The sequence below is a fragment of the Streptomyces sp. NPDC006197 genome (genome assembly GCF_040613865.1).
Lineage (GTDB): Bacteria > Actinomycetota > Actinomycetes > Streptomycetales > Streptomycetaceae > Streptomyces.
On the sequence record NZ_JBEXSZ010000175.1, the window covers coordinates 1 to 16,051 of the forward strand.

The following is a 16,051-nucleotide window of genomic DNA, read 5'->3' on the forward strand; positions in this document are numbered from 1 at the left end:
ACCGGCCGGCTCCTCCCTCTCCTCGGGCCCGCTCGGGTCCGCGGCGACCGGCCGAGGGCCGTCCCCCTCGGTCGGACTCCATGGGGAGGGTCAGCTCTGGGCCGTGATCCGGGCCAGGCGCTGCGCCTCCGCGCGCGCGTCACGCGCGATCTGCTCCTCGTCGGCGAACAGGAGTCGGTTGTTCTCGACGATCTGCTTGCCGTTGACGAAGGAGGCGGTGACCGGGGCCGCCGCGCCGAAGACGATGGCGGTGACCGGGTCGGCGATCGAGGAGTGGCCGAGGCCGTCGATCTTCCAGAGGACGAAGTCGGCGAGCTTGCCGGCCTCCAGCGAGCCGATGTTGTCGGCGCGGCCGAGGACCTGGGCGCCGCCGTAGGTGCCGAGGCGCAGGGCCTGGCGGGCGTTGAGCGCGGCCTCGCGGTGCGCGCCGAGGCGGTTGATGAGGAGCGCGTTGCGCAGCTCGGTGTGGAGCTCGCCGGACTCGTTGGAGGCGGTGCCGTCGACACCGAGGCCGACGGGGACGCCCGCCTTGAGCATGTCCGGTACGCGGGCGATGCCGGCGGCGAGGCGCGCGTTGGAGGACGGGCAGTGCGCCACACCGGTCTTGGTGCGGGCGAAGGCCTCGATGTCGGAGTCGTTCATGTGGACGCAGTGCGCCATCCACACGTCCTCGCCGAGGAAGCCGGTCGACTCGAAGTAGTCCGTCGGGCCCATGCCGAAGAGCTCGTGGCAGAACTTCTCCTCCTCCACGGTCTCCGAGCCGTGGGTGTGCATGCGCACGCCGAGGCGGCGGCCGAGCGCGGCGCCCTCGCGGAGCAGCTCGGTGGAGATGGAGAAGGGCGAACAGGGGGCGACGGCGACCTGGGTCATCGCGTCGAAGGAGGCGTCGTGGTACTTCCGCACCGTCTCCTCGGTCGCGGCGAGCGCGCCCTCGGTGGTCTCGACGGCGAAGTCCGGCGGCAGGCCGCCGTCCTTCTCGCTGCGGTCCATGGAGCCGCGGGCCAGGGTGAAGCGGACGCCCATGTCGGAGGCCGCGCCGATGATGGCGCCGGACAGGTCGCCGGAGCCCTGCGGGTAGACGTAGTGGTGGTCCATGGCCGTGGTGACACCGCCACGGGCCATCATCGCCAGGGAGCCCTGCGCGGCCACGCGGACCATCGACTCGTCGATCCGGGACCACGTCGGGTAGAGCGCGACCAGCCAGTTGAAGAGGTTGTGGTCGGTGGCCAGGCCCCGGGTGATCCACTGGTAGAAGTGGTGGTGGGTGTTGACCAGACCGGGCGTCACCAGGTGACCGGTGGCGTCGATCCGGCGGACCACGTTCTCCAGGCCCTCGGGCGCCTTGCCGGCGCCGATGGACTCGATCTTGTTGTCGGCGACGACGAGGTACCCGGAGGCGTACTCGGTGTCGTTCGCGTCGACGGTCGCGATCGCCGCGTTCTCGATGACGATGCGCTGGGCTGCCGAAGGTGCTGCCATGGCGGGGCTTCCTTCATTCCTCGGGGATGGTTCGGGCACGGCAGGACCCTAGGAGGATTTGAGTGCCGGAGCCGCGTGACGGCTCCGGGTGCCGAGATGGTGGAAGAACAGGTTCAGCAGGACGGCCACGAGCGCGCCCGCGCTGATGCCGGAGCCGAGCACCGTCTGCGCCCAGGCGGGGAAGCCGGCGTAGAAGGTGGGCGCGGCGAGCGGGATGATGCCCGCTCCGAGCGCGACGGCCACCAGGATGATGTTGGAGCTGTCGTCGAGTCCGGCCTCGGACAGGGTACGGATGCCGCTGACCGCGATCGAGCCGAAGAGGACGATGCCGGCGCCGCCGAGGACGGGCATCGGGACCATGGAGACGACCGCGCCGAGGACGGGGAAGGCGCCGAGGACGAGGAGGGCGCCGCCGGCGACGGCGACCACGTACCGGGAGCGGACCCGGGTCAGCGAGACGACACCGACGTTCTGCGCGAAGGCGGAGGTCGGGAAGCCGCCGAAGACGGGGCCGAGCAGGGTGGCGATGCCGTCGGTGCGCAGGCCCCGCGTGATGGTCTTCCCGTCGCTGCGGCGCTCGCAGATCTCGCCGAGGGCGAGCATGCCGGCACTGGACTCGGTCATGAGGACCAGCATCACGATGCACAGGGAGAGGATCGCGGCGGGCTGGAACTCGGGGGCGCCGAAGGCGAAGGGGGCGGGCAGGGCCGCGACGGGGGCCTCGCGCAGGGCGCTGAAGTCGGCCATCCCGAAGGGGATCGCGGCGAGGGTGCCGATGAGGAGGCCGAGCAGCAGGGCGATCTGCTTGACGAAGCCCTTGCCGAAGCGCTGGAAGAGCAGGACGACGACGAGGGTGAAGCCGGCGAGCGCCAGGTACTTCATGGCGCCGAAGTCGGCGGCGGTCTTGTCGCCGCCCTGGGCCCAGCTGACGGGCACCGGCATCAGGGTGACGCCGATCAGGGTGATGACGACGCCGGTGACGAGCGGCGGGAAGAAGCGCAGGAGCTTGCCGAAGAAGGGTCCGACGGCGAGGCAGAAGACTCCGGCGACCATCACCGCGCCGTAGATGGCGGGGAGCTGGTGTCCGGGGGCGCTGGTCTCGGCGATGGCGAGCATCGGGGCGATGCCGGCGGACGAGGCGGCGTTGACGAACGGGAGCCGGTTGCCGGCGAAGCGTCCGAGGCCGAGGGTCTGCAGGATGGTCGCGCAGCCGGCGATGAGCAGGCTGGCCGCGATGAGCCGTGTCATTCCTGCGGCGTCCAGGCCGACGGCCTGGCCGATGATGAGCGGAGGGGTGACGACGCCGGCGTACATGGCGGCGATGTGCTGGAGTGCCGCGGGGACGAGCCGCGAGGCGGGGAGCTTTTCGTCCACCGGGTGGCACTCGGCAGCGACCGAGGCAGTGGTGGACGGAGGGGTGGAACACGGGCCTTCGGCGGTTGCCGGCCCCTGTGCGGGCTGTGCCATGAGATTCCCTCCGGTCTGGCGCGGCCCCCGCCCGACTGCGGGCGGGCGGGGGCCGTCGCTCAGATGCCGCTTAGAGGTTGGTCATGTCGACCGGGATCTGCGCCGTGGCTCCGTCGCGGAGGACGGTGGCCTCGATGAGGCCGTACATGCGGTCGGCGGCGTAGTAGACCTCGTTGTCGTTCTTCAGGCCGAAGGGCTCGAGGTCCACCAGGAAGTGGTGCTTGTTCGGGAGCGAGAAGCGGACTTCGTCGATCTCCGAGCGGTGGTTGATGATGCGCGTGGCCATCTGGTACAGCGTCTGCTGGAGGGAGTACGAGTACGTCTCCGAGAAGGCCTCGAGCATGTGCTTCTTGGTCTGCTCGTAGGACCGCTCCCAGTTGGGCATGCGCTGGTCGTCGTCGGTCCAGTTGAACCGCCAGCGACCGGACACCTGGGTGGCCAGGATGCGGTCGTACGCCTCCTGGAGCGTCGTGTACTTGTCCTTGATGTAGCCCCAGAACTCCGAGTTGGTGGAGTTCATGACGACGAGGTCCTTGAGGCCGGAGATGACCTCCCACTTCTCGCCGTCGTAGGTGATCTGGGAGACGCGGGTCTCCTGGCCCTTGCGGGCGAAGGAGTGGTTGACCTCGTCGGCGCCGATGAACTTGGAGTTGGCGTCGGAGGAGGCGATGCGCTCCCAGGCGTACTCCTCGATCCGGATGCGCGCCTTCTTGATCGGCTCCTGGCTCGTCACGAAGTGGCGGGCGAGGTGGATGCCGAACTGCTCGGCGGACTCGATGCCGTACTCCTTGGCGAACGCGAAGACGGTGTTCTTCGTCGTGTCGGTGGGGAGGCAGTGGGCGTTGGAGCCGGTGAGGTGGACGTCGTCGAGGTCGCCGGAGAGGGCGACGGAGACGTTCAGGTCCTTGATGTGGTGGGTGGCGCCGTCCCGCGTGATCTTGACGACGCGGTTCTCTGCTTTGCCGTACTGGTTCTGGCCGAGAATCGTGGGCATGTCTGCTAGCTCCCTCGGTAAACGGAGTAGCCGAACGGGTTGAGCAGCAGCGGTACGTGGTAGTGCTCGCCCGGCTTGACGGCGAACGTGATCGCCACCTCCGGGAAGAACGCACCGCTGTCCCTTACGCGGGGGGCGTCCTGCTGCGCCTCGGCTTGCTTCTTGGCGAAGTACGTCTCGGTCTCGAAGTCGAGACGTACGTGGGTGGTTTCTTCCGGCAGCGCCGGCAGGTCCTTGCAGCGCCCGTCCGCGTCGGTGGCGGAGCCGCCGAGCGTGACCCACTGCGCGTCGGAGCCGCTGCGGGCCGCGAGCGTGATGGCCACGCCCTCGGCCGGGCGGCCGATGCTGGTGTCCAGGATGTGCGTGGACACCGAGGCGGTGGTGTCGGTGCTCATGCGGAGCTCTCTTCCTCGGAGGTCTCGGAGGTCTCGGGGTTCTCGGTGGTCTCCACGAGACGGGTCAGCCGGATGCGGTTGATCTTGCCCAGTTCGGTGCGGACGATCTCCCGCTCCTTCTCGGGCGAGTTCCCGATCCGCTCCCGGACCGCGTCGCGCATCTGCTCGCCGGTCCTGCCGGTGGCGCAGATGAGGAAGACATGACCGAACTTCTCCTGATAGGCCAGGTTCAGTTCGAGCATCTCGGCCTTGAGCTCCGCGGAGGCGCCGGCCATCCCGCTCTGCTCGCGGGAGGAGGTCGGGTCCCCTGCCTTCGGACGACCGATCGGCGGGTGCCCCGCCATCGCCTCGGCCAGGTCCTCGGCGGTCAGCTCGGCCATGGCGGCGTCGCTGGCGAGGAAGAGGGCTTCGGCGGTGGAGTACGGGCGCTGGGCGAGCAGCTTGCTCCCCCACGCCGAACTGGAACACACCTCGTGGAGCGCGGCGACGGCCTCGCTGTCCGAGGAGGTGTTGAACCGGGTGAGGCCCGGTGTCGTACCTGAAGTCACGGGAAGCCTCCGTGGCTGTTTTTCGCTGTGCGTCGGACGGGCTGCGGATAGCTAACGCCCTCCGCAACACAACGTCAACACTTTGTTGAAAACTCGGTCATACAAAAGCCGTCGTCCCGACATCTGGACGACGGCTTCCGGCCAACCATGATCAACTACTCGGCCTCGGCGGCCTTTTCCCTGTTCAGGGCGGTCTCCCGGTTCAGGTAGTTGTACACCGTGAAGCGGCTGACACCGAGCGCGCCCGCCACCGTCTCCACCCCGTGGCGCACCGAGAAGGCACCGCGTGCCTCCAGGATCCGGACGACCTCCTGCTTCGCCTTGCGGTCCAGTTCGGCCAGCGGCATCCCGTGCCGCCGTTCCAGCGCCGCGAGGATGTGGTCCAGGGAGTCCGAGAGCTGGGGCAGGCGCACGGCGAGGACGTCCTCGCCCTCCCAGGACAGGACGACGTCGTCGCCCTCCGCCTGCGTGGGGACGAGCAGCTCGGCGCCCATGGCGTCCACCAGGGGCTTCACCGCCGTGACCAGGGGGTGCTCGCTCACTTCCCGCCCTCCCCGATCACGTTCACCTGGAGCGAGACGCGCGTGGCGCCGGCCGCGAGCGACTCGCGCAGCAGGGCGTCGACGGCGGTGAGCACCGCGTCGGCGTCGCCTTCCGCCGTGTTGCCGAAGGGACCTACGTCGACCGCGTCCAGCTCGGCCGACTGGATGACCTCACGCGCCACGACCGCGTGCGCCGGCGCCTCGTCGAGGTCGAACGGCTCGGTCGTGAACTCCACTCTCAAACGCTCCATGGCCCCCACGCTAAGGCCCCGCACGGCCCCGCGGGAGTCCCGGACCTGCGGGGACCTCTTGACAAGTGCGGCGCCCGCCTTGCAACATTCCGTCAGACAGAAACTTACTTCCGCAATACGGAAGGAGCGCCGCCCCTCATGGGATACACGGACCAGCGCTTCGATGTGAACCTGTCGATCCTCTTCACGGAACTCCCGCTCCTGGAGCGCCCCGCGGCCGCCGCCGCGGCGGGCTTCACCGCGGTCGAGCTGTGGTGGCCCTGGATCGACACCGCCACCCCCGAGCAGAGCGAGCTCGACGCCCTCAAGAAGGCTCTTGAGGACGCCGGCACCCAGCTGGTGGGCCTGAACTTCTACGCCGGGCAGCTCCCCGGCCCGGACCGCGGAGCCCTCTCCGTGCCCGGGGAAGAGTCGGACCGCTTCCGCGCCAACATCGAGGTGGCCGCCGACTTCGCCGCCTCGGTCGGCTGCAAGGCGCTCAACGCCCTCTACGGCAACCGCGTCGAAGGCGTGGACCCGCAGGTCCAGGACGCCCTCGCCCTGGAGAACCTGGTGCTGGCCGCCCGTGCGGCCGACCGCATCGGCGCGATCCTCCTCGTCGAGACCCTCAACAAGCCGGAGTCGCCGCTCTACCCGCTGGTGAGCGCCCCCGCCGCGATCGAGGTCGTCGACAAGGTGAACGCGGCCACCGGCCTCGGCAACGCCAAGTTCCTCCTCGACATCTACCACCTGTCGATGAACGGCGAGGACGTCAGCCAGGTCATCGCGGAGTACGCGGCCAAGACCGGCCACGTCCAGATCGCGGACAACCCGGGCCGCGGCGCGCCGGGCACCGGCGACCTGCCGCTCGAGCAGCTCCTCGACGAGCTGAAGAAGGCCGGTTACGACGGCTGGGTCGGCCTGGAGTACAAGGCCGCCGACGCCGCCGCTTCCTTCGAGTGGCTGCCCGCCGAAGCCCGTCCGGCTCGCTGACGCAGGCTCCCTCCCCGTATCACCTTGCTTTGAGAGGCACCCTCACCATGAGCACTCTTCCCAAGATCGCGTGGATCGGCCTCGGCATCATGGGCTCCCCCATGTCCGAGAACCTGATCAAGGCCGGCTACTCCGTCACCGGCTTCACCCTGGAGCAGGACAAGCTGGAGCGCCTGGCCGCCGCCGGCGGCACCGCGGCCGGCTCGATCGCCGAGGCCGTCAAGGACGCCGACGTCATCATCACGATGGTGCCCGCCTCCCCGCAGGTCGAGGCCATCTCCTACGGCCCCGAGGGCATCCTGGAGAACGCCAAGCAGGGCGCGCTGATCGTGGACATGTCCTCGATCACCCCGCAGACCTCGGTCGACCTGGCGAAGAACGCCAAGGAGAAGGGCATCCGCGTCATCGACGCCCCGGTCTCCGGCGGCGAGGCCGGCGCCATCGAGGCCGTGCTCTCGATCATGGTCGGCGGCGAGCAGGCCGACTTCGACGAGGCCCTCCCGATCCTGGAGGCCCTCGGCAAGACCATCGTGCTCTGCGGCCCGCACGGCTCCGGCCAGACGGTGAAGGCCGCCAACCAGCTGATCGTCGCCGTCAACATCCAGGCGTGCGCCGAGGCCGTGGTCTTCCTGGAGAAGTCGGGCGTGGACCTGAACGCCGCCCTCGACGTCCTCAACGGCGGTCTGGCCGGCTCGACCGTGCTGACCCGCAAGAAGGACAACTTCCTGAACCGGGACTTCAAGCCCGGCTTCCGGATCGACCTGCACCACAAGGACATGGGCATCGTCACCGACGCCGCCCGCAACGTCGGTGCGGCCCTCCCGGTCGGCGCGGTCGTCGCCCAGCTCGTCGCCTCGCTGCGCGCGCAGGGTGACGGCGGCCTGGACCACTCGGCCCTGCTGCGCGCCGTCGAGCGCCTCTCCGGCCAGCAGGTCTGATCCCTGGGGCCTGGCTTCCGGGCCAGGCCCCAGCCCCTTCCCGGGGCCCCTGATTTCCGGTCGGCGGCGGCGCTGACAACCTGTCCTGTCGCGCCCAGGCGTCGCCGCCGACCGGAACACCACACTTCATTTTCAACAAACTGTTGACGTGTTGTTCGAGGCGAATTTACGCTCCTCGCACCCGCCAGCAGAGCTCCCGTACGGAAGGTCACGATGTCGAAGCGCGTGCTTACGACCGAGTCCGGCGCCCCCGTCGCCGACAACCAGAACTCCGCCACCGCCGGCGTCGGTGGCCCTCTCCTCCTCCAGGACCAGCACCTGCTGGAGAAGCTCGCGCGCTTCAACCGTGAGCGGATCCCGGAGCGCGTGGTGCACGCCCGCGGCTCCGGCGCGTACGGCTACTTCGAGGTGACCGACGACGTCACCGCGTACACCAAGGCGAACTTCCTCGGTGAGGTCGGCAAGCGGACCGAGACCTTCATCCGCTTCTCCACCGTGGCCGACTCGCTCGGCGGCGCGGACGCGGTCCGCGACCCCCGCGGTTTCGCCCTGAAGTTCTACACCGAAGAGGGCAACTACGACCTCGTCGGCAACAACACCCCGGTGTTCTTCATCAAGGACCCGATCAAGTTCCCCGACTTCATCCACTCGCAGAAGCGCGACCCCTTCACGGGCCGTCAGGAGCCGGACAACGTCTGGGACTTCTGGGCGCACGCCCCCGAGGCCACCCACCAGATCACCTGGCTCATGGGCGACCGCGGCATCCCGGCCTCGTACCGTCACATGAACGGCTACGGCTCGCACACCTACCAGTGGACCAACGAGGCGGGCGAGGCCTTCTTCGTCAAGTACCACTTCAAGACGAACCAGGGCATCCGCTCCCTCTCCGCCGAGCAGGCCGCCGAGCTCGTCGGCAAGGACGCCAACTCGCACCAGACCGACCTGCTCCAGGCCATCGAGCGCGGTGTGAACCCCTCCTGGACCCTGTACGTCCAGATCATGCCCGCCGCCGAGGCCGCGGACTACCGCTTCAACCCGTTCGACCTCACCAAGGTGTGGCCGCACGCCGACTACCCGCTGCAGCGCGTGGGCCGCCTGGTCCTCGACCGCAACCCGGACAACGTCTTCGCCGAGGTCGAGCAGGCCGCGTTCTCCCCGAACAACTTCGTCCCGGGCATCGGCCCCTCGCCGGACAAGATGCTCCAGGGCCGCCTCTTCGCCTACGCCGACGCCCACCGCTACCGCCTCGGTGTGAACCACACCCAGCTCCCGGTGAACGCCCCCAAGGCGACCGTGGCCGAGAACTACGGCCGCGACGGCTTCATGGCCACCCGCAACGGCTCGCGCCACGACAAGAACTACGAGCCCAACTCGTACCAGGGCCCGGCCCAGACCGACGCCGCGCTCTCCGCGCCGCTCGCGATCCACGGCTGGACCGGCACCCACGAGGCGCCGCAGCACACCAAGGACGACGACTTCTTCCAGGCCGGCGAGCTCTACCGCCTGATGTCCGAGGACGAGAAGAAGCGCCTGGTCGCCAACATCGCCGGCGGTCTGTCCCAGGTGTCCCGCGAGGACGTCATCGAGAAGAACCTCGCGCACTTCGCCGCCGCCGACGCGGACTACGGCAAGCGCGTCCGCGAGGCCGTCGAGGCCCTGCGCGAGGACTGACCGCACAGCAACACCCAGACTGCGTACCACACCTGACGGGAGGTCAGTGCGGTACGCGGTCCGGATCGCCGACCCGGATGAGGGGTGGTCGGCGAACCGGACAAGCGTGAGGACCGCGGCGGCTCCGAGCCAGTGCGGTGGTCAGGACGCCGGGCCCCCTTCTTGACCTGAAGGAAGGGGAACCGCCACGGCGCCCGTCGGCACCGCCGCGGTCCCAACGCCCCCCTTCCGAGGGGATCCCGCAACACCCGCAACACCCCCAAGACTCCGCCCGGCGACGCGAACGTCCTGTCGCGCCAGCCTCGTGCCGCCGGGCGGTCACCAACGGGAGAGCGCGGAACCAGGTTTACGGTCCCTGGTTCCGCGCTCTTCTTCTTTCCGGCCCTCCGCCCGGACCAGCAGGAACGTCACGGCGAGCGAGGCGAGGGCGAGCAGGACCATCCCCGTACGCGGTGACGTGTACTGGGCGAGGGTGCCGGCAAGCGCCGCGCTCACCCCCTGGAGCGCCAGCATCCCCGAGGTGTGCAGCCCGAGGGCGTGACCGCTCAGCTCCTCCGGCACCAGGGTCATGAGCCGCTCCTGGTGCAGCAGGCTCGCCCCGTACCCGACCGCCGACACGGTCACGAGGACGAGCGCGAGGGGAAGCCCCGGATCGAGGGCGAACAGCAGGAACGGGGCCGCGAGCAGCGCCTGGAGCGGGAAGCGGGTCCGGCCGCGCAGCCGCGCCGGCAGGAAGCGGCCGACGACGGCGTCCCCGACCAGCATCCCGAACGCGCCGCAGGCGAAGAGGAGCCCGGCGCGCTCGGGGGCGTACGGCACGAAGAGGGACTCGCAGCCGACGACGAGACCGTTCGGCACCCAGAGCGCGAGGTAGGCGCGACGGCGGGCGGGCACGGCCCAGAGCCGTCCGTTGGTGCGCCAGGTCTCGGCGACCGAGGGCCGTCCGGCGGCGCGCGGCGGACGCGCCCCGAGACCGAGGCGGGCGGTCAGGGCGGCGGCAAGGTAGAGCCCGGCGCCGGCCAGGACCGTGCCGCGGGGCGAGAGCAGGGCGACGAGGAGCCCTCCGGTGGCGAAGCCGCCGATCTGGCAGGCGCCGGTGGCCATGTTCGTCACGGAGCGGCCCAGGAGGTACTGCTCGCGCGGCAGGATCTCGTTCAGGAGCCCGTGGCGCACCCCGCCGCCCAGCGAGGCCGCGAGCCCCTCGACGAGCAGGACCACGAAGACCGCCCAGGTCGGCAGGGCGGGGACCGCGAGGACCGCGGTGCCCAGGGCGAAGAAGAGGGCGATGCCCCAGAGCGCGGTGCGCGGCGGCAGCCGGTCGGCGGCGGAGAGCAGGGTGGTCGCGCCGAGGAGCTGCGCGAGCGAGGGGCCGAAGAGGGCCAGGGCGGAGAGGAAGGGGGACCCGGTCGCGCGGAAGACGAGCGTGGCGAGGCCGAGTCCGGCGACGGTCTGGGCGGCGGTGTGGACGGAGCCGGTGAGGAAGAGCGGGGTGAACTCGGGGGTGCGGAAGAGCACGCGGTAGCGGGGCATGCGAGGAGCTTCGGGGGTACCCGGCTACGGCGATATTGTTTCGCTCGGTGGCGAAACCGACGGGCACGGGGCGAAGGTACGGTCGTATGGGCTGGTGGCGGATCGGCACGGACACCCTGGCGGGAAGCTCGTTCCTGCTCTCGCCGCTCGCCGAGACGGTCGCCTCGCTCAAGACCCTGCACGCGGCGGCGGCGACGCACCCGGGCGAACGGGCCTGGCTCGACCGGCACCTGCCCGCCTACCGGGAGCGGCTCGCGGCCGAACCGCTCGACGCGCTGCTCGTACGGGCGGCGATCGGTCCCACCTGGAACGCGGACTTCCTCACTCCCACCCCGCGGGGCGACCGCGAGCGGAGCTTCGAGGAGGAGGTCGAGGCGGTCCTGGCGACCGAACCGGGCGACGCGGTGGACCAGTTGGCGGTCGCGATCGGCGGACCGGTGCCGGAGCCGCTGCGCTCGGCACGGGATCTGCCGCGGCGGCTCGCGGACGTGCTCGGCTGGGTGTGGCGGGAGACCGTACGGCCGGAGTGGGCGCGGCGGCGGCGGATCCTGGAGGCCGACGTGCTGGCGCGGACGGCCCTGCTGAGCCGCGGCGGCTGGGCGGCGGCGCTCGACGAGCTGTGCCCGGGGAAGATGCGCTGGCTCGGCGACGGACGGCTCCAGGTCAACACCCGTGACTATCCGCCGCGTTCGGTCGACCGGGGACGGCTGCTGCTCGTGCCGGTGACGCCGGCCACCGGCTGGGTGTCGTGGGAGGAGACGGAGCGGTACGCGATCGTCTACCCCTGCGCGGGCGTCCTCGCGGACGCGGCCGGCCCGAGGGTCCCGGAGGCCTTGGGGGCGCTGCTCGGGACGGCCCGCGCCGGGGTGCTCGTACGGCTCGGGACGCCGCTGTCCACCAGCCAGCTGGTGGCGCTCACCGGGCAGGGCCTCGGCTCGGTCGGCCGTCATCTGAAGGTGCTGCTCGACGCCGGACTCGTACGGCGGGGACGGGCGGGCCGCTCGGTGCTGTACGAGTGGACGGAGGCGGGTGCGGTACTGGTGGCCGCACAGGGAGACCCCCGCCCCGGTGCTCCTCGGGGCGGGGGTCGGTCCCTCTGACGAGGGGGACGATCAGACCTGGAGGGCCTTGATCGCGGTCGGCGCGTGGCCCGGCTCGGTGGCCAGGTCCTCGAACTCGGTGACGTCGCTCATGTCGACCGTCTTGCTCATGGCGATGTTGGTGATGCGCTCCAGGATCGCCTCGACGACGACCGGGACCTGGTGCTCGACGGCCAGCTTCTTGGCCTCCTCCAGCGCCTCGCCGAGCTTCGACGGGTCCTCGACGCGGATCGCCTTGACGCCCAGGCCCTCGGCGACCTTGACGTGGTCGACGCCGTAGACGCCGATCTCCGGGGTGTTGATGTTCTCGAACTCGAGGTTGACCTCGAAGTTGATGCCGAGGCCGCCCTGCGCCTGCCGGATCAGACCGAGGTAGGCGTTGTTCACGAGGACGTGGACGTAGGGGACCTTGTGCTGGGCGGCGACCGCCAGCTCCTCGATCATGAACTGGAAGTCGTAGTCGCCGGAGAGGGCGACGACCGGGGTCTCCGGGTCGGCGGTGGCGGCACCGATCGCGGCCGGGATCGTCCAGCCGAGCGGACCGGCCTGGCCGCAGTTGATCCAGTGGCGCGGCTTGTAGACGTGCAGGAACTGCGCGGCCGCGATCTGCGAGAGGCCGATGGTGGTGACGTAGCGGGTCTCCGGGCCGAAGGCCTTGTTCATCTCCTCGTAGACGCGCTGCGGCTTCATCGGGATGTTGTCGAAGTGCGTGCGGCGCTGGAGGGTGGCCTTGCGCTCCTGGGCGGAGGCGGCCCAGGCGGAGAAGTCCGGCAGCTTGCCCTCGGCCTTCAGCTCCTTGGCGATCTCGATGAAGAGCTCCAGGGCGACCTTGGCGTCGGAGGCGATGCCGTAGTCGGGGGCGAAGATCTTGCCGAGCTGGGTGGGCTCGATGTCGACGTGGACGAACTTCCGGCCCTTGGTGTACGCCTCCAGGTTGTAGCCCGTGTGGCGGTTGGCCCAGCGGTTGCCGATGCCGAGGACGAAGTCCGACTCCAGGAAGGTCGCGTTGCCGTAGCGGTGCGCGGTCTGGACGCCGACCATGCCGGCGGCGAGCTCGTGGTCGTCCGGGATGGTGCCCCAGCCCATGAGGGTGGAGATGACCGGGATGCCGGTCAGCTCGGCGAACTCGACGAGGAGGTCGGAGGCGTCGGCGTTGATGATGCCGCCGCCGGCGACGATCAGCGGGCGCTCGGACTCCAGGAGGAAGCTCAGCGCCTTCGCGGCCTGGGCGCGGGTGGCCTGCGGCTTGTAGACCGGCAGCGGCTCGTAGGTCTCCGGGTCGAACTCGATCTCGGTCAGCTGGACGTCGATCGGGAGGTCGATGAGGACCGGGCCGGGACGGCCGGAGCGCATCAGGTGGAAGGCCTGCTGGAAGACGCCGGGGACCTGCGCGGCCTCCAGGACGGTCGTCGCGGCCTTGGTGACCGGCTTGGCGATCGTGGCGATGTCGACGGCCTGGAAGTCCTCCTTGTGGAGCTTCGAGACCGGGGCCTGGCCGGTGATGCAGAGGATCGGGATGGAGTCCGCGATGGCCGAGTACAGGCCGGTGATCATGTCGGTGCCGGCGGGGCCGGACGTACCGATGCAGACGCCGATGTTGCCGGCCTTGGCACGGGTGTAGCCCTCGGCCATGTGGGACGCGCCCTCGACGTGGCGGGCCAGCGTGTGGCCGATGCCGCCGACGTTCTTGAGCTCGCGGTAGAAGGGGTTGATCGCCGCGCCGGGGACGCCGAACGCCTGGGTGACGCCTTCGCGCTTGAGGATCTCAACGGCCGCTGCGGCGGCGGTCATACGAGGCATGGGAGTGCTCCTGCTTCGGCCGGGCGGATCCAGGCGGGTGCCTCGTCTCGGGAGGCCCGGCACCTGTTTCCGTAATGCGGAAATGCTGTTCTGCTATACGGAAGCAATGTAGGTCGGGGGCCGGAGAGCCGTCAAGAGAAGTCCGCCCGCCGGGATCACGGAAGTGGCCGAACACCCTCCCCCGGGTCGTCGGATGGGTGGACGATGGGGCGGGACGACAGGGGGTTGGGCTGTGGGCGAGTCGGTACCGGTGCGCTGTCCGGAATGCCTGCGGACGCAGGCGTACGCGGCGCCCGTCTTCCCCTGTGCGTGCGGGAGCCCCGTCGCGCCACCGGTCCTGGCGGGTGCGGTCGCGGAGCCGATCACGCACCGGAACTGGGCGGACGAGTGGGTCACCGTCCGCTGCGGGGCCTGCGGCCACGAGAACGACTGGCCGCACCCGGAACTGGGCTGCCCCTGCGGGACGGTGCTGCGGGTACCGGTACGCCCGGCGGAACCGTCCCCGACGACGCACGGACCCGCCACCGCCGGCCCAAACACCCCGACGACCGACGTGGCCGGAACGGTCGGGCCCGGCGCGGGCGGGGTCCGTGGGGGCGGATCCGGTGCGGGCGGGGCTGGTGCGGGCGGGGTTCGCAGGGACGGGTCCGGAACGGACAGGCCCGGCGCGGGCGGGGTCCACGGGGACGGATCCGGTACGGGCAAGGCCGCCCTCGGCCGGGCCGGTACGGGCCGCGGCCCGGAGGGGGCCTGGCCCGGTGCGAACGGGTTCGACACGGGAGCTTCCTGCACCGGGGTGGCCGGCGGGACGGCCGGGGGCACGTCCGGCGGGACGGGCCGTGCCGCGGCCGACGACGCCGGTGGGGCTGCCGGCGGACGGGCCGACGGAAAGGCCGGGCGTATGTCCGGCGGCCCCGGCACGGCGGGCGGCGGACAGAGCGACGGGGCTATCGGCAGACGGGCCGCCGAGCCCACTGAAAACACGTCCGGCGGCGCCGACAGCGCCACCGGCGGGCGGGCCGGGAGCGAGACGCCCCTCCGTGGGGTTCCCTCCGCGCCCGGGGAAACCGGATCCCCATGGTTCGGGCCGGGGCCGAAGGCCCGGGGCTTCGCCGGCCCGGCAGGGCGCGGCACAGGCGAGACCGGCCCCGCCGGACATGGCCCGGGCGAGAACGGCCCGGCCGGACGCGGCCCGGACGTAACCGGACGCGGCACGGACGGAGCTGGGCCCACCGGACACGGCACGGAGGGAACCGGCCCGGCCGGACGCGGCACCGACGGAACCGGGCCCACCGGACACGGCACGGACGGGACCGGGCCCACCGGACATGGCCCGGACGGAACCGGCCCGGCCGGACGCGGCACGGACGGGGGCGGCCCCACCGGGCGCGGCCCCGGCGGGGGCGGCCCCGGCGGGATCGGTCCCGCCGGACGCGCCGCGGACGGGGGTGGCCCGGTGGGGCACCGTACGTTCGCCGAGCGGTATCCCGCGCGGGTTCCGTTGCCGTCCGCGGCGCCCCGTCCGGCTCCGCTGCGCGGGGCGTTCCGGCCGGTGACGATCCGGACCTCGCGGGACGCGGTCGCGGCGGCGGCCGGGTACCTGCGCTGGCTCGGCTTCAGGGACGTCGTGCAGCCCGAGGAGCGCCCCGCGTCCGGCGTGGCCCTGCGGGCTCCCGGCCTGGTCGCCCAGGTCGACCCGAGCACCCGGCCCACCGGGCTGCGGGCCGTCGAGTGCCTCTGGCTCAACGGGCTGAGCACGGCCGCCGTGGGCGTGTTCTTCTCGCTCGCGGGCTACACCCCGGAGGCCCGCTCGCGGGCCGCCGAGGTCGGTCTCCCGCTCTTCGTCCTCGATCTGACCGGCACTCCGCAGCCGGTCAACGTCGCCGCGGACGAACTGACGGCGGGCGGCGCCTGAGCCTCACAACTCCTCGGCATCCGAAATCGGCCATTCACGCGTGACGATCACGCTCCACCGGGCACAACACCCTCGGGGGGTGGGCGTCATGCCGACGGGGACGTGGTGGTTCATCGGAGCGGCGTGGGGCGAACTGCTGCTCGCCGCCGTCCTGCTGAGAACCCGCAGCAGGGCGAGCGCCACGGGCGACGTGCCGCCGCCCGAGGCCCTCGCGCTGCTGCGCGGCGGGCGGCGGGCGGCCGTGACCGTGGCGCTGGTGGCGCTGCACCAGCGCGGGGCTGTCGCCGCGGGCCGTAAACGTACGATTCGGGCCAACGGCGGACCGGGCCGGACCCGTGACCCCGTACAGCTCGGGGCTCCGTCGCCTCTCGCGAAGCGCTGGACGTGCACTCCGCTCGCAGCGTCCCAGACGGAGAATCCCTCACGGCTGACCGTGGCGACGCGAGATC

Annotated in this window: 14 protein-coding genes and 2 pseudogenes; 7 read left to right on the forward strand and 9 right to left on the reverse strand. The window is 71.2% G+C overall.

The features are described from left to right. Window positions 1–90: 90 nt before the first annotated feature. The 7 genes from ABZ318_RS34720 to ABZ318_RS34750 all read right to left on the reverse strand — a co-directional run bounded on the left by ABZ318_RS34720 (window position 91) and on the right by ABZ318_RS34750 (window position 5,676). A complete protein-coding gene (locus ABZ318_RS34720) occupies window positions 91–1,479 on the reverse strand; it encodes an 8-oxoguanine deaminase (protein WP_030691439.1) in 1,389 nt (462 codons plus the stop codon). 48 nt (window positions 1,480–1,527) lie between these two features. Beyond that, window positions 1,528–2,946 (reverse strand): nucleobase:cation symporter-2 family protein, encoded by a 1,419-nt coding sequence (locus tag ABZ318_RS34725; protein ID WP_356906429.1) that lies wholly within the window; start codon window positions 2,944–2,946, stop codon window positions 1,528–1,530. 70 nt (window positions 2,947–3,016) lie between these two features. Further along, window positions 3,017–3,940, reverse strand: a complete 924-nt coding sequence (gene pucL / locus ABZ318_RS34730; protein ID WP_356906430.1) for a factor-independent urate hydroxylase — start codon at window positions 3,938–3,940, stop codon at window positions 3,017–3,019. Between the two features lie 5 nt (window positions 3,941–3,945). After that, entirely contained in the window at window positions 3,946–4,335 is a 390-nt protein-coding gene (gene uraH / locus ABZ318_RS34735; RefSeq protein WP_017236881.1) for a hydroxyisourate hydrolase, read from the reverse strand. Continuing rightward, window positions 4,332–4,883, reverse strand: a complete 552-nt coding sequence (gene uraD / locus ABZ318_RS34740) for a 2-oxo-4-hydroxy-4-carboxy-5-ureidoimidazoline decarboxylase (protein ID WP_356906431.1) — start codon at window positions 4,881–4,883, stop codon at window positions 4,332–4,334. Before uraD ends, uraH begins: the two co-directional genes overlap by 4 nt. Before the next feature lie 155 nt (window positions 4,884–5,038). Then, window positions 5,039–5,377 carry a helix-turn-helix domain-containing protein gene (locus ABZ318_RS34745; RefSeq protein ID WP_356906438.1) on the reverse strand — a complete coding sequence of 113 codons (339 nt, stop codon included), beginning with the start codon at window positions 5,375–5,377 and terminating at the stop codon, window positions 5,039–5,041. Between the two features lie 44 nt (window positions 5,378–5,421). Continuing rightward, a complete protein-coding gene (locus tag ABZ318_RS34750) occupies window positions 5,422–5,676 on the reverse strand; it encodes a thiamine-binding protein (RefSeq protein WP_030691434.1) in 255 nt (84 codons plus the stop codon). Between the two features lie 138 nt (window positions 5,677–5,814). On the opposite strand from ABZ318_RS34750, the gene ABZ318_RS34755 reads away from it, so the two are divergent. From ABZ318_RS34755 to ABZ318_RS34765, 3 genes are all read left to right on the forward strand, one after another. Then, window positions 5,815–6,648: a TIM barrel protein gene (locus ABZ318_RS34755; RefSeq protein ID WP_356906432.1), complete on the forward strand. Its 834-nt coding sequence runs from the start codon at window positions 5,815–5,817 to the stop codon at window positions 6,646–6,648. Between the two features lie 47 nt (window positions 6,649–6,695). Next, window positions 6,696–7,586, forward strand: coding sequence for a 2-hydroxy-3-oxopropionate reductase (locus tag ABZ318_RS34760; protein WP_356906433.1), 891 nt, complete (start codon window positions 6,696–6,698; stop codon window positions 7,584–7,586). Window positions 7,587–7,799: 213 nt separating this feature from the next. Further along, window positions 7,800–9,257 (forward strand): catalase, encoded by a 1,458-nt coding sequence (locus ABZ318_RS34765; protein WP_356906434.1) that lies wholly within the window; start codon window positions 7,800–7,802, stop codon window positions 9,255–9,257. Window positions 9,258–9,575: 318 nt separating this feature from the next. Here the strand turns inward: ABZ318_RS34765 and ABZ318_RS34770 are convergent, their stop codons facing one another. Next, the gene (locus ABZ318_RS34770) at window positions 9,576–10,787 is read right to left on the reverse strand and encodes an MFS transporter (protein ID WP_356906435.1); all 1,212 of its coding nucleotides are present in this window, start codon (window positions 10,785–10,787) and stop codon (window positions 9,576–9,578) included. An 86-nt stretch (window positions 10,788–10,873) separates the two neighbouring features. Here ABZ318_RS34770 and ABZ318_RS34775 point away from each other — a divergent pair, with 86 nt between their 5' ends. Beyond that, on the forward strand, window positions 10,874–11,887 hold the full coding sequence (locus tag ABZ318_RS34775) for a helix-turn-helix domain-containing protein (RefSeq protein ID WP_356906436.1): 1,014 nt from the start codon (window positions 10,874–10,876) through the stop codon (window positions 11,885–11,887). A gap of 12 nt (window positions 11,888–11,899) precedes the next feature. On the opposite strand, the gene gcl is transcribed toward ABZ318_RS34775, so the two are convergent. Beyond that, on the reverse strand, window positions 11,900–13,678 hold the full coding sequence (gcl, locus tag ABZ318_RS34780) for a glyoxylate carboligase (RefSeq protein ID WP_356906439.1): 1,779 nt from the start codon (window positions 13,676–13,678) through the stop codon (window positions 11,900–11,902). 202 nt (window positions 13,679–13,880) lie between these two features. Between gcl and ABZ318_RS34785 the strand changes: the two are divergent. From ABZ318_RS34785 to ABZ318_RS34795, 3 genes and pseudogenes are all read left to right on the forward strand, one after another. Beyond that, window positions 13,881–14,177 (forward strand): annotated as a pseudogene (locus ABZ318_RS34785) (hypothetical protein); the annotation flags it as partial. A 1,008-nt stretch (window positions 14,178–15,185) separates the two neighbouring features. Beyond that, a pseudogene (locus tag ABZ318_RS34790) lies at window positions 15,186–15,602 on the forward strand (hypothetical protein); the annotation flags it as partial. Between the two features lie 88 nt (window positions 15,603–15,690). After that, a partial coding sequence (locus ABZ318_RS34795) for a TIGR04222 domain-containing membrane protein (protein ID WP_356906437.1) occupies window positions 15,691–16,051 on the forward strand: 361 nt, incomplete at its 3' end.